The organism is Mesorhizobium carmichaelinearum (genome assembly GCF_900199455.1).
In the GTDB taxonomy this organism is placed as follows: Bacteria; Pseudomonadota; Alphaproteobacteria; order Rhizobiales; family Rhizobiaceae; genus Mesorhizobium; species Mesorhizobium carmichaelinearum.
In genome coordinates, this window is record NZ_FZQR01000002.1 from 291,068 (window position 1) to 305,298 (window position 14,231).

The 14,231-nt window shown below is 63.9% G+C and carries 10 protein-coding genes; 9 read left to right on the plus strand and 1 reads right to left on the minus strand.

The annotated features are described in order from the left end of the window. Positions 1-231 precede the first annotated feature (231 nt). Genes CKW40_RS04745 through CKW40_RS04755 form a run of 3 tightly spaced genes read left to right on the plus strand, consistent with a single transcriptional unit; the run spans position 232 to position 4,820 of the window. Positions 232-483 carry a hypothetical protein gene (locus CKW40_RS04745; protein ID WP_095198768.1) on the plus strand — a complete coding sequence of 84 codons (252 nt, stop codon included), beginning with the start codon at positions 232-234 and terminating at the stop codon, positions 481-483. Next, positions 477-3,653, plus strand: a complete 3,177-nt coding sequence (locus CKW40_RS04750) for a multidrug efflux RND transporter permease subunit (RefSeq protein WP_095198769.1) — start codon at positions 477-479, stop codon at positions 3,651-3,653. The genes CKW40_RS04745 and CKW40_RS04750 overlap by 7 nt, the downstream gene beginning before the upstream one ends. Before the next feature lie 15 nt (positions 3,654-3,668). Then, positions 3,669-4,820: an efflux RND transporter periplasmic adaptor subunit gene (locus CKW40_RS04755; RefSeq protein WP_095198770.1), complete on the plus strand. Its 1,152-nt coding sequence runs from the start codon at positions 3,669-3,671 to the stop codon at positions 4,818-4,820. 64 nt (positions 4,821-4,884) lie between these two features. On the opposite strand, the gene CKW40_RS04760 is transcribed toward CKW40_RS04755, so the two are convergent. Next, positions 4,885-5,793, minus strand: coding sequence for a LysR substrate-binding domain-containing protein (locus tag CKW40_RS04760; RefSeq protein WP_095198771.1), 909 nt, complete (start codon positions 5,791-5,793; stop codon positions 4,885-4,887). A gap of 101 nt (positions 5,794-5,894) precedes the next feature. On the opposite strand from CKW40_RS04760, the gene CKW40_RS04765 reads away from it, so the two are divergent. The 6 genes from CKW40_RS04765 to CKW40_RS04790 all read left to right on the plus strand — a co-directional run bounded on the left by CKW40_RS04765 (position 5,895) and on the right by CKW40_RS04790 (position 14,229). Beyond that, positions 5,895-6,683, plus strand: coding sequence for a HalD/BesD family halogenase (locus CKW40_RS04765; RefSeq protein WP_095198772.1), 789 nt, complete (start codon positions 5,895-5,897; stop codon positions 6,681-6,683). A 104-nt stretch (positions 6,684-6,787) separates the two neighbouring features. Next, the gene (locus CKW40_RS04770) at positions 6,788-7,480 is read left to right on the plus strand and encodes a GntR family transcriptional regulator (protein ID WP_095198773.1); all 693 of its coding nucleotides are present in this window, start codon (positions 6,788-6,790) and stop codon (positions 7,478-7,480) included. Positions 7,481-7,516: 36 nt separating this feature from the next. Next, the gene (locus CKW40_RS04775) at positions 7,517-8,620 is read left to right on the plus strand and encodes a mandelate racemase/muconate lactonizing enzyme family protein (protein WP_095198774.1); all 1,104 of its coding nucleotides are present in this window, start codon (positions 7,517-7,519) and stop codon (positions 8,618-8,620) included. Position 8,621: 1 nt separating this feature from the next. Then, positions 8,622-9,806, plus strand: a complete 1,185-nt coding sequence (locus CKW40_RS04780) for a mandelate racemase/muconate lactonizing enzyme family protein (protein ID WP_095198775.1) — start codon at positions 8,622-8,624, stop codon at positions 9,804-9,806. A 262-nt stretch (positions 9,807-10,068) separates the two neighbouring features. Beyond that, positions 10,069-11,733: an ABC transporter substrate-binding protein gene (locus CKW40_RS04785; protein ID WP_095198776.1), complete on the plus strand. Its 1,665-nt coding sequence runs from the start codon at positions 10,069-10,071 to the stop codon at positions 11,731-11,733. A gap of 135 nt (positions 11,734-11,868) precedes the next feature. Next, positions 11,869-14,229: a molybdopterin-dependent oxidoreductase gene (locus CKW40_RS04790; RefSeq protein WP_095198777.1), complete on the plus strand. Its 2,361-nt coding sequence runs from the start codon at positions 11,869-11,871 to the stop codon at positions 14,227-14,229. The last annotated feature ends 2 nt before the right edge of the window (positions 14,230-14,231 follow it).

Below are 14,231 nucleotides of genomic sequence, written 5' to 3' on the forward strand. Positions count from 1 at the left end.
CGTTTCCTAAAAACCACGGCCACCTCTTGACTAGGGTGTTACCGGTCTGTAACTATGCAAATGTTACTTACTGGTAACACCTATGTCGCCTTCCGTCAATAACAAGGCCGTGAACTGGTCCTGCCAGATGGGGATGAGCGAAAAACTGCAGTTCATGCGGCTCCGGCCGGTGAAGAGATGAAAAACGGTTCGCGAGCATGGGCTGTGAATCGACAGACAAGGAGCCGGCCAATGCCACAGCGCCGCGATCTTACCATTGATGAGGCCGTCCGGGATCCGATGATCCGGCTGGTCATGAAAGCAGATGGGGTCGACCCCCGCGCCTTCGAGAAGATGCTTCGCTCGCTTGCCGATGGGCAGCGTCGTGAGGTGCCGTTGCTGCGCTCACGGGAAGCCTCCCGTGACGGGCACGGCCAGTTGTCCAGGCTTGCCAGCGCCTTCGGGCGGGCAACAGCAGTCGGCGAGGCATGTGTGTCGTGGTAAACTTCTTCATCCACCGTCCGATCTTCGCCTCGGCGATCGCCATCATCATGGTGCTCGCCGGGACGATTTGCTATTTCCTGCTGCCGGTTTCGCAGTTCCCAGACATCACGCCGCCCCAGGTCGTGGTCAGCGCCCACTATCCGGGCGCCAGCGCGCAAGTCGTCGCCGACACGGTGACGACGCCGCTGGAGCAGCAGATCAACGGCGTGCAAGGCATGACCTACATGTCGTCGACGAGCTCCAATGACGGCTCCTCGACCATCACCATCACCTTCGATGTCGGCTATTCCCTGAGCACCGCCGCCGTCGACGTCCAGAACCGCGTCTCGCAGGCGGCGTCGTCGCTGCCGGCGATCGTCAACCAGGGCGGCGTGACGATCAAGAAGCAGAACCCGAACTTCGTCCTGATCGTCAACCTCACCTCGCCCGACAAGTCCGTCGATCCGGTGGCGCTGTCGAACCTTGCCTATCTGCAGGTCGTCGATCCGTTGAAGCGCCTGCAAGGCGTCGGCGACGTGCAGATCTTCGGCGAGCGGCGCTATTCGATGCGCGTCTGGCTCGACCCGGACAAGCTCGCCAATCTCGGTATCACCGCCGTCGATGTGCAGAATGCCATCGCCGAGCAGAACGTCCAGGTGGCTGCCGGCAAGATCGGCCAGTCGCCGGCACCGGCCGGCACGGCTTTCGAGATGCAGGTCAACGCCGTCGGCCGCCTGAGTGACCCGAAGGAGTTCGGCGATATCGTCGTGCGAGCCAACACCGACACCGGTTCGCTGGTGCGGCTGCGCGACGTCGCGCGCATCGAGCTCGGCGCGCTGCAATATTCGTCCTCGGCCTTCTTCGGCAAGGACCCGACCGTCGTGCTCGCCGTCTACCAGATGCCTGGTTCCAACGCGCTCGACCTTCAGCAGCGCGTCAAGGACAAGATGCAGGAGCTGTCGGCCCGTTTTCCGAAGGGCGTCTCCTACGCCATGCACTACGACACGACGCGCTTCGTCTCGGCGTCGATGCATGACGTTCTGATCACGCTCGGCGAAGCGCTGGTGCTCGTCGTTGCCGTGGTGTTCGTCTTCCTGCAGAGCTGGCGCACAACGATCATCCCGACCATCGCCATTCCGGTGTCTTTGGTGGCGACGCTCGTCGTCATGGAGATGATGGGCTTCTCGCTCAACATGCTGTCTTTGCTCGGCATGGTGCTGGCGATCGGCCTCGTCGTCGACGATGCCATCGTGGTGGTCGAGAATGTCGAACGACAGCTCGAGGCCGGGCTGAAACCATTGGCGGCGACCAAGGCCGCCATGGCCGAAGTCACCGGTCCGATCATTGCCACCACCGCCGTGCTGATGGCCGTGTTCGTGCCGGTCGCCTTCATTCCCGGCGTTTCCGGCAAGCTCTACAACCAGTTCGCGCTGACGGTGGCGATTTCGGTCGGTATTTCCGCCTTCAATTCGCTGACGCTCAGCCCGGCGCTCAGTGCCGCCTTCCTGCGCCATCGCGGCGAGACGCAGTTCGTGCTGTTCCGCTGGTTCAATACAGGTTTCGACAAACTGTCGCATGCTTACGCTCATGGTGTGCGCATTCTTATCCGCTTGCGCTGGATCATGCTCGGCCTGTTCGCGGCCGGCCTGGTTGCCACCTATTTCGTTTGGCAGAAGCTGCCCTCGACCTTCCTCCCGGTCGAGGATCAGGGCTATTTCTTCGTCGTCATCCAGCTGCCGGACGGTGCCTCGCTTGAGCGCACCGACGCGGTGGCCCAGAAGGCGCGCGACATCCTCCAGGCAACCCCCGGCGTCGACATTGTCGGCTCGATCAGCGGCCTGAACTTCCTGACCAGTGCCGCGCAATCGAACTCGGCGGTCGAGTTTGCCATTTTGAAGCCCTGGGAGGAGCGTACTCCCGACCAGAGCGCCTCAAAGCTCGTTGCCGATGTGCGCGGCAAGCTGTTGCAGATACCGGAAGCCTTTGCGTTGAGTTTCGATCCGCCTTCGATACCGGGTATCGGCACCACGGGCGGCTTCGAATTCGTCGTCGAGGATCTCACCGGTCGCGGCAGCACGGCCCTCAACGACGCGACGCAAGCCGTGATCGCCGAGGCGCGCAAGCAGCCGGAAATCAATCCGCAGCAGCTGTTCTCGCCGTTCTCGACCTCGACGCCGCAGTTCAACTACGACCTCGACCGCAGCAAGGCCAAACTGCTCGGCCTGAATCTGCCCGACGTCTTCAACACGCTGCAGATCTATCTCGGCTCGCTCTACGTGAACGACTTCAACCTGTTCGGCCGCACCTTCCGGGTGACCATCCAGGCCGACAAGGATGCACGTGCGGGCGCGGCCGACATTTCGCGGCTCTATGTGCGCAATGCCTCCGGCGGCATGGTGCCACTCAGCACACTGGGCAAGCTCGTGCCCTTCGTCGGTCCGGAGACCGTGCCGCACTACAACAACAACGCGTCGGCCTCGATCAATGGCGGTGCCGCACCGGGCTTCTCCTCGGGCCAGGCGGTTGCCGCCATGGAACGGGCGGCTGCCACCGCGCTGCCCAGGGATTTCGGTTTCGAATGGACCGGCATCACCTTCCAGGAACTGAAGGCAGGATCGATCGCGTCCGTCGTCTTCGGCCTCGCCATCGTCTTCGTCTTCCTGATCCTGGCGGCGCAGTATGAGAGCTGGGCGATGCCGTTCATGGTGCTGCTCGCCGTGCCGCTCGCACTGTTCGGCGCGTTTGCCGCACTGTGGGTGCGCGGCATGCAGATCGACGTCTACTCGCAGATCGGCTTCGTCATGCTGATCGGCCTGGCAGCGAAGAACGCCATCCTGATCGTCGAGTTCGCCAGACGGCGGCGCGAGGAAGGCCTCAGCATCGTCGAGGCGGCGATGGAAGCCGCGCGGCTGAGACTCCGGCCGATCCTGATGACGGCCTTCGCCTTCATCCTCGGCGTGCTGCCGCTGATGTTCGCGACAGGCGCCGGTGCGGCAAGCCGCCAGTCGATCGGCACCACGGTGTTTGGCGGCATGGTCGCCGCGACCATCCTGTCGCTGGTGTTCGTGCCGGTCTTCTACGCGGTCATCGAACAGTTGCGGGAGCGCCGCGAAAGCGGCGAGCCCGCCTCCAAGCATACTGAACCAACTGCCGAACCCGCCTTCCCTCCCCTGGCGGAAGCGGCCGAATAAGATTGGAGAAATATTATGCGTAAATGGAAAATTGCGTTGGGAACGGCGGTCGCGCTGGGTGCGATCTCGGTGGCGAGCGTCCACCTGCTCGACATGGGCAATCTCAGGCTGAGCGCCAGCACGGCTGGGGCTGCGCCCGCTCCTGCGGCATTCGTGATGCCGGTGCCGGTGGCAAACGTCGTCAAGAAGACGATCCCGATCTATCTCGACTATGCCGCCCGCATCGAGCCTATTCGCAGCATCACGCTGCAGGCCCGCGTGCCTGGCTACCTACAGGAACAGACGGCGCAAGACGGCGCCGATGTCCGGCAAGGCGACATTCTCTACAAGATCTCGCCTGACGACTTCCAGGCCGCGCTCGACCAGGCAAAAGCCCAGGTCCAGCGCGATACGGCGACGCTCGACTATGCGCGGTCCAATCTCGGCCGCGGCACCGAGCTCGCCAAGAGCGGTTATCTGGACAAGGACAGCTTCGACCAGCGCACCAGCACCTTGCGTGAAGCGCAGGCGTCGCTGGCGCTCAACCAGGCGGCCGTGCGCACGGCGGAGCTCAATCTGAGCTACGCCGAGATCCATGCTCCGTTCACCGGGCGCCTGGGTCGCAATCAGGCTTCGGTCGGCACGCTGGTCAGCGTCGCCGGCACGGTGCTCAACACGCTGGTGCAGCTCGACCCGATCTATGTCACCTTCAATCCGAGCGAGACGGATCTGGCCGAGATCGAGCAGGCCCGCGCGGCCGGCCCGATCGATGTCGAGGTTCTGCTTCCGGGTGAGACCGAGTCGACCCAGAAGGGTGAACTCACCTTCATCGACAACACAGTCGACCACTCGACCGGCACGATCACCGCACGCGCCACAATCGGCAACGCCAAGTTCATGCTGATGCCGGGCCAGTATGTTCGCGTGCGGCTGCATATCAGGCAACAGCCCGATGCGCTGATGGTGCCGCAGACGGCACTGGGTTCGAGCCAGCTCGGCAAATATCTCTACGTCGTCGGCAAGGGCAACACGGTCGACCAGCGGCTGGTCTCACTCGGCCCGACCAGCGGCGATCTGGTGGCCATCCTGAGCGGCGTTGCCGAAGGCGACCAGGTTATAACTGGCAATCTGCAGAAGATCGGACCTGGAATGCCGATCTCGCCACTGCCACAGAAACCGGCTACCTGAATCCCCCGCAGGCCCGGTTTTTGCGCGGCGCCCCGGCCTTCCCACAGGTCGGGGCGCCATTTTTTCAAGTCGTGGGCGCCGCTTTCACGAGCAGGCCGACAAGAGCGGCGACATCGGCGCGGTCGGCCTTGGCCGGCGGCATGAAGGCGCAATAGGGGTGACCGAGGCGCACCGAAACGGAGGACAGCGCAATCAGGCGGCCGGCCTCCAGATCGGCCTGCGCCATCACCCGCTGGCCGAGCGCTACCCCCAGACCCAGTCTCGCTGAAGCGATCGCCAGACTGGACAAGCCAACACGGCGTCCATGCGACGGGTCGGGCGAGCGGCTGCCGCCGCATGCAGCGAACCAGTCAGCCCATGTCGGGTGCGAGGCATAGTTCGGGCCCCAATTGGTGTGGATGAACAGGCTCTCGTGCAGCTCCGTGAGCTCCGGATCGCCATTGCCGTGCCGGTGCCAGAATTCCGGCGCGCAGACCGGCAGCACGTCGTCATGGACGAGGCGGACCATCCGCAGGCCGGGATAGTGATAGTCGCCATAGGAGATGCGCAGGTCGACATTTTGGCGCATCAGGTCGATCGGATCGTCTTCCGCCCGCACATCGATCGCCATATGCGGGAAGGCCTCGAGAAGCGCCGCCAGCCTCGGCGCCAACCATAGCTCGGCCAGCGAAAACGGCACGCTGACGACAAGGCGCGTTCGCAAGCCGCCTTCCAGCATGCGCTGGCCAATGGCGGCGATGTCGCCCAGCGCACGCGCGGTCTGCGGATAGATGGCATGGCCGGCATCTGTCAGCGTGATGCGGTTGCCCGTGCGCACGAACAACTGCTTGCCGAACCAGCTTTCGAGATTGCGGATCTGCTGGCTGACCGCCGCCGAGGACACGCCAAGCTCGCTCGCGGCCAAAGTGAAGCTGCCGGCGCGGGCGGCCACCTCGAAGGCCTTGATCGCGTTCAGCGGCGGCAGTTTCTCCACGCCAGGCTCCACAAGTTTTTCTTGGGCAATCCTAATAATTTTCCCCGTTGAGAGAAAGAATTTTTTGCCATCTTCTGTACCCAACCTATGGAGCACGCGACATGAAAGACATTCTCGATCTCGACCGCTATCCGCTCGACCGCGAAGGCAGCGCCGAATGGAAACGCCTCGTCGAACAGTCGATTGAAGCCCTCAGAGCCGACGGCATGTTCAACCTCGAAGGCTTTTTGCGGCCCGGCGTCGCCGAACAGGCGGTGCGGGAAATCAAGCCGGTGATGGACACGCAGTCCCATGTCCACAAGCGCATGCACAACATCTACTTCAAGCCCGATATCCCCGAACTCGCACCTGAGCATCCCGCGCTGCGCAAGGTCGAAACCATCAGCCACACTGTCTGCGCCGACCAGATTCCCGGCAGCACCGTGCTTGCCATCTACGAGTATGAACCGCTGGTGCGGTTCCTGGCAGCGACGATGGGCAAGGAAAAACTGCATGTCATGCAGGATCCGCTGGCCCGCACCAATGTCATGGCCTATCGCGCCGGCGAGGCGTTGAACTGGCATTTCGACCGTTCGGAATTCACCACGACGCTGCTGCTGCAGCAGGCGGAGCGCGGCGGCGACCTCGAATACCGCACCGATCTCAGGTCGGATGACAACCCGAACTATGAGGGCGTCGCGCGGTTGCTCGAAGGCCGTGATCCCGACGCAAGAATCCTGCGCATGAAGCCGGGCACGCTGAATGTCTTTCGCGGCAAGAACACCGCGCACCGTGTCACCACGGTCGAAGGCGAGCGCGAACGCATGATTGCGGTGTTTTCCTACTATGAGAAGCCGGGTGTGATGTTCAGCACCGAAGAGCGCGTCGGCTTCTACGGCCGGGCAGCCTGAGCCGTCCCAACTCATCGACCGGGTTGAAAAAATCCGAAAATGCCATCTTGTTAGATTGTCGACAATCTGATTGTCTTGCCTTCTGTTCTCGCTGGAGTGGCCGGATGGTGAAGACGGATTTCAGCCCGATTGCCGACACGACGCGCCGCGCCGAAATCGTCGCGCTGCTGCGGCGCGCGATCCTGACCGGTCAGCTGGAACCCGGCCAGAAGCTCAACGAGCTCAGGATTTCCGAGCAGATGCGGGTCAGCCGCGCGCCATTGCGCGAGGCGATGCGCGAGTTGGTGCAGGAAGGTCTCCTGACCAGCATTCCCTATGCCGGCACCTTCGTCATCGATGTCACCGCCAAGGACATCGACGATGCCTATTCGCTCAACCAGGTGCTGGACGAGTTCGCTATCGAGCGCACATGGCCGCTGCGCGACCAGCGTTTCTTCGATGAACTTGACCGCCGCCACGAGGCGGTGAAGCAGGCGACACGCAACCTCGACACCACAAGGCAGATCGAAACGGCGCTGCAACTGCATGGGCTGATCTATGAATGGGCCGACAATTCCGTGCTGCTGGAAACCTGGCAGCGGCTGACCAGCCGGCTGCAGATGTATTTCGCGCTGCACCAGCATGCGCGCAACGAGCCGGTGCCGGCCGAAGACGTCCACGAGACTTACGTGCAACTGATGAAGGGCACCGACATGCGCGCTGCCCAGCGCCATGCCCGCGAGCATATCCACCTCGATTTCGAACAGCTGCTTTCTTACGCACGCGGCCTCGAACAGCGCCCATCAAGGGGCGCCTGATCAATTCCCCAGACATTGTAGCCAGCGGACAGACACGTGCAGATCAAATCCATCAAAGCCTACCATGTCGTGCAGCCCTTCGTGGATGGGCCCTACCGGATGTCCAAGGGGCGCCAGGCCGACGCCTTCGACGCGGTGATCGTGGCCATCACCGCCGACAGCGGTCTGACCGGCTGGGGCGAGATGGCGCCGCTCGGCAATTTCTACTCGGCCGCCTTCCCGGCCGGCGCCCGCGCTGGCGTACCGGAAATCGCGCCGCATCTCATCGGCCACGATCCGCGCGGCCTGGCCAGCATCGGCCGGCTGATGGACACGGTGTTCAAGGGCCATCCCTACATCAAATCGGCGCTCGACATGGCCTGCTGGGATCTCGCCGCGCGCGCCGCCGACGTGCCCCTGGTGACCATGCTCGGCGGCCGCGAGAGCGATATGGCGGAGACCTACCGGGTCGTCACCCACGGTACGCTCGATCAGATGGCGGCACTGGCAAAAAGGATCATCGCAGAGGGCTGTCGCCGTTTGCAGGTCAAGGTCGGCGGCAATGTGCACGACGACATCGAGCGGGTAACGACAGTCGCCTCGGTCGTGCCGAAAGGTACGGTGATTTTCTGCGACGCCAATGCCGGCTGGACACCGTATCAGGCACGGCAGTTCGCCGATGCCACGCGTGGCATCGACTACACGTTCGAGCAGCCTTGCATGACGATCGATGAGAACATGACGGTGCGCCGCATGCTCGACAAGCCGATGGTGCTCGACGAATCCGTGACGTCGCTGGAAGAGATGCTCGAGATTCACCGCCTGGGTGCGGCCGACGGATTGACGCTGAAAATCTCGCGGCTGGGCGGCGTGACCAGGACCCGGCAGATCCGCGACGTTGCCGTTGATCTTGGCTTCATGATCACTGTCGAGGACACGGGCGGCGCAGAGATCGACACAGCGGCGATGGCACATCTATCGCTGTCTACGCCGCAAGAGCGGCGATTGCATGCCATTGCCTTCCATGAATGGGTGACGGTGCGCACGGCCTTCAACGCCCCGCCGGCCACCGGCAGCCATATGGGCATTCCGGATGGGCCTGGCCTCGGCATCGACGTGGACCCGAGCCTGCTCGGCAAGCCTTTCTTCGAGATCGGCTGAGATGAAAATCCGCAGCATCAAGGCCACGCCGATCAATCTGCGCCTCGAAGCGCCCTATGGCTGGGTCTTTGGCGAACTCGACGGCTTTTCGCAGACCATTGTCGAGGTCGAAACCGAAGATGGGCTGATCGGCCTCGGCGAGGCGCCGACGCCGGCGGCGGCCGCGATCATCAATGGTGTTTTGGCCGAGCGCCTAGTCGGCCGCGATGCTTTCGACATTGCCGGCGCCGAGCATGTCTGCCTGCCCTACTGGACCGGTGTGCAGTCGATCAACGACCGCACGCGCATCATGGCCTTCGGCGCGATAGAGATGGCTCTGTGGGACCTGCGCGGCAAGGCGTGGAACCAGCCGCTCTATCAGCTGCTTGGCGGCGCGGTGCGCAAGGACATACCGTTCACCGATTATTTCTCGCTGCGCGGCGACGGACCCAAGGTGAAAGGCGAGACGACGCCGGAGGAAGTCGCCGACTATTGCGTCGAACTGCACGAGACGCATGGCACGACCTTCTTCGAAGGCAAATTCTCGACCGAAGACCCGAAAATCTCGCTGAGAATGGTCGAGCTGATCCGCGAAAGGCTCGGCGATGAGGCGATGATCCGCATCGATTCCAACCAGGCCTATTCGCTGGCGACGGCGCGGCGGCTGGCGCGGCCGCTCGAAGATCTCGGCGTGCGCAACTGGGAAGATCCGGTGGCGACCATCGAGGAGATGCGCCAGTTGCGGCAGCATTGCTCGATCCCGTTCTCGACCCACAACATCGACATTGCGCGCGCCATGGACCTCAAGGTTCCCGACGCCTTCGTCGGCAATCCGACGACGCATGGCGGCATCGGCCGCCTGCTGCGCTTCGTCGGCGCCTGCGAGCACGCCGGCGTCGATTTCTGGTGCTACAGCGGCGACAGCGGCATCGGCAGCGCCGCCTACCTGCATCTGTGTGCAGCGCTCGGCTGGATCCGGGAGCCGAACCAGTCGCTGTTTCGCATGCAGCCCATGGACATCACCGAGGAAGGGCCGTTTTCGCCGAGGAACAATGTCGTGCGCGTGCCGGAGGGACCCGGTCTCGGTGTCACGCTGTCGCAGAAAAACCTCGCGGCCTGCCATCGCGATTTCACCGAGAACGGCCCGTGCAACAAATATCATGACCCGGCAAGGCCCGGCACATATCGCCGCCTGCCGGTGAACTAGAAGACAGAGAAGGAAAGGAGACCAGCCAACAACAAAGGTCCGCCGCAGCGATCTGGATCGCCACGGCAGGATCTGACGGGTGGAAGCATTGCCTCAAGAAATCTGACCCCTGCGCCGCAAGGATCGGATGGACCAGAAAAGACAGCATGCTACAGTCCGGGTCGACCGACTTCGTTGATGGCCGGGACAGGAGAACTCCTCGGAATTACGTCAACCGGAAGTGCATCTTCAGCCATAAGAAACAGGGGAAAGGGTTAAACCCATGAGCAAGAACTATCGCATTCTCGACCTGATCCGGCGCAATCGCTCGCCGCTCGAAAACCATCTCATCGACGGTCTCGTCGACGGCCGTGTCAGCCGCCGCGACTTCATTCGCCACGGCAGCCTGCTCGGCCTGTCGCTGCCGCTTCTGGGCGGCATCACCACGGCTGCCGGCTTTGGCGGCATGCCGTCGCTGGCGCGCGCCGCGGGCGCAGCCGGCGCCACCATCCGCGTCGCCAGCAGCGTGCCGGCGGCAGCCATCGACCCGGTCACCATCGCCGACGCCGGCGGCCTGCTGGTCATGCAGCAGGTTGCCGAATTCCTCTGCGTCGATGGCCCGGACCTCGTGCTCAAGCCGGCACTGGCCGAGAGCTGGAAGCCGAACGACAACGGCACTGTGTGGACCTTCAAGCTGCGCAAGGGTGTGAAATTCCACTCGGGCGGCGAGATGAAGGCCGACGATGTCGTGGCCAGCATCGACCGTCTTGCCGACCCGGCAAACTCGTCCAACGCGCTGTCGGTGTTCACCGGCATCCTGCAGAAGGGCGCCACCAAGAAGGTCGACGACTACACGGTGGAATTCCACCTCGACGCGCCGAACGGCAACTTCCCCTACATGGTGTCGTCGGACAATTACAACGCCGTCATCATCCCGGCGAGCTACAAGGGCGACTACGAGAAGAGCTTCGACGGCACCGGCCCGTTCAAGATCGAAAAATACACGGCCAAGGTCGGCGCCTCCTTCGTCCGCAACGACGACTATTGGGGCGAGAAGGCGCTGCCGGATCGCACCGAGTTCACCTTCTTCACCGATGTGCAGCCGATGATCCTGGCATTGCAGGGCGGACAGGTCGACATCATCAACCAGATGCCGGTTCTGGCCGGCGTCGCCCTGCTCAACGATCCGAGCGTCGACATCATCAGCCTGAAGTCGGTCGCGCACCAGCAACTGCATCTGCGCTGCGATTCCGATCCGTTCAAGGATCCGCGCGTGCGCCGTGCTATCGCTCTCAGCCTCGATCGCGACAAGCTGGTCGCCGGCCTGATGAAGGGCCGCGCCTCGCCCGGCAATGACAGCCCGTTCGCGCCTGCCTATCCCTCGACCGATACCAGCGTGCCGCAGCGCAAGCAGGACATCGCACAGGCCAAGCAGCTGATGGAAGCGGCCGGCGCCGGCAAGGGCTTCAAGGTGACCCTGACCACCGAGCGTTACCTGGAAATTCCCGAATACGCCCAGCTCATCCAGAACTGGGTCAAGGAGATCGGCATCGAGCTCGAGCTCAACATCCTCGACCAGGGCGCCTATTACGGCGACGCGGTGTTCGGGAAATCGAACTGGCTGGATTCGGTGATGGGCATCACCGACTATGGTCACCGCGGCGTGCCGAACGTGTTCCTTGCAGCACCGCTGAAGAGCGACGGCACCTGGAACGCCGCGCACTTCAAGAACAAGGACTACGACACGCTGGCGACCAGCTACATCGGCGCGCTCGACCTCGAGGCGCAGAAGGCCGACGCCGGCAAGATCCAGAAGCTGCTGCTCGAGGAAACGCCTGTCATCTTCGGCTATTTCTACGACTACCTGACGGCGACGGCGAAGGGCGTGGCCGGCGTGCAGCCGACCGCCATGTCGCAGCTGTTCCTCGACAAGGCATCGAAGGCCTAAGCGGAGGCAGACAAGGCCCATCCCGCAACTGCCAGCCCCTCCGGGGGCTGGTGCTTTCGCTGTCAGGCCGAGTCAAGGCGCTGCGCGCCGGCCTGACGCGGAGCCTCGCGTTGCGGGACGATTGATCATTGTCCCATGGAGTCCGAGACCCTGCTCACCACCATGCATTGGGGGACCTACGAGATCCGTGCCGAGAACGGCAGGCTCGTCGGCGTCGAGCCATGGAGCGGCGACCCCGATCCATCGCCGATCGGCAAGTCCATGCTCGGCACGGTGCAGGGCGACTTGCGTGTCTCCCGTCCCGCTATCCGGCGCGGCTGGCTGGAGGGGGACAGGTCCGGCGGTAAGGGCGGGCGCGGCAGCGAGGCTTTTGTCGAAGTCTCCTCGGAGACGGCGCTGGACATCGTGGCGGCCGAACTCGACCGTGTCCGCGTCGAGCATGGCAACAGCGCCATCTATGCGGGCTCCTATGGGTGGGCGAGCGCGGGGCGATTCCACCATGCGCAAAGCCAGATCCACCGCTTCCTCAACACGATCGGCGGCTATACGAGTTCGGTGCTCAGCTATTCCTACGGCGCGGCCGAGATCATCCTGCCGCATGTGCTTGGCGGAACCGATGGCCTGACGGGCAATCATTCCACCTGGGACGGGATCGAGCGGCACAGCCAACTGATCATCGCCTTTGGCGGCCTGCCCTGGCGCAACGCGCAGATACAGGGCGGCGGCGCGGCCCGTCACGAGGCGGCGGCGGCCCTGCAAAAGGCCGTCGCCAACGGCGCCCGGCTGATCAATGTTTCGCCCGTGCGCGACGACGCACCGCGCGGCGTCGAGACCGAATGGCTGCCGCTGCGGCCGAACAGCGACACCGCCTTGATGCTGGCCCTGTGCCATGTCCTCCTCAGCGAAGGGCGTCATGACGAGGCATTCCTGGCGCGCTACTGCAGCGGTTTCGAGGCTGTGCGGGCCTACGTCCTGGGAGAAACCGACGGCCAGCCGAAGGACCCGGTATGGGCTGCCGCCCTGAGCGGCGTGGCACAGGACAGGATCGTCGCGCTGGCCAGGGAAATGGCCGCCAAGCGCACGATAGTGATGGTCAGCTGGTCGCTGCAGCGCGCCGACCATGGCGAGCAGCCATACTGGGCGGCGATCACGCTGGCCGCACTGCTCGGCCAGATCGGGTTGCCGGGCGGCGGCCTTGGCTTCGGCTATTCGTCGACCAACGGCGCCGGAAGACCGGAGATGGGATTCCGCTGGCCGTCCGTGCCGCAAGGCAGGAACCAAGTGTCGGACTTCATCCCGGTCGCGCGGATGGCCGACATGCTGCTCAACCCGGGCGGTTCCTTCGACTTCAACGGCGCCGCGCTGGTCTACCCCGACATCCGGCTTGTCTACTGGGCCGGCGGCAATCCCTTCCATCACCACCAAGACCTCAATCGCCTGGTCGAGGCTTGGCGGCGGCCTGAAACGATCATCGTCAACGAGCCTTTCTGGACGGCGACGGCACGCCATGCCGACATCGTGCTGCCGGTCACCACACCGCTGGAGCGAAACGATCTCGCCTTCTCGAACCGCGAAAACCTCGTCGTCGCCATGAAGCAAGCGATCGACCCGGTTGGGGAAGCACGCGACGATTATCGGATCTTTGCCGACCTGTCGGCGCGGCTCGGCACCGGTGAAGCTTTCACCGAAGGGCGCGGAGCCAGCGAGTGGATCCGGGTGCTTTACGACCAGGCCAGGGACAGTGCGGACGCGGCCGGGGTCGAGATGCCGCCCTTCGACCGTTTCTGGCATGACGGCCACGCCGACCTCGCCCGGCAGGTGACGTCGCAGACTTTGCTCGGTTCCTTCCGCGCCAATCCGGAGCGGCATCGGCTGGCGACGCCATCGGGCCGCATAGAACTGTTCTCGCCGACGATCGATTCCTTCGGCTATGACGACTGCCCCGGTCACGCTGTCTGGCGCGAGCCGCGGGAATGGCTGGGCAGCGAACTTGCCAGCCGGTTCCCGCTGCATCTTCTTTCCCCGCAGCCGGCCGACAAGCTGCACAGCCAGTACGATCATGGCTCGGTCAGCCTGGCGGGCAAGGTGTCGGGCCGCGCACCGCTGTGGATCAACCGGGCCGACGCCGCCGCGCGCGGCATCGTGGACGGAGCGATCGTGCGCGTCTTCAACGATCGCGGAGCGTGCCTGGCGGGCGCCGTGCTGGCGGATGGCCTGATCCCGGGCGTCGTCCAGCTGCCCACCGGTGCATGGTTCGACCCCTCCTCGCCCGGACAGCCGAACAGTCTGGAAAAGCATGGCAATCCGAATGTGCTGACGCCCGACCGGGGGACGTCGCGCCTTGCCCAATCGCCGACCTGCAATTCGACGCTTGTTCAGGTGTCGCGATTTGACGGAGCCGTTCCCCCGGTGACAGCGTTCGATCCGCCTGCCACAGTGCGTTTAGCCGACGTGCCCGGCCTGGCCGGGCCGCAGCCCCATCATAAGGAGGCTTAGCC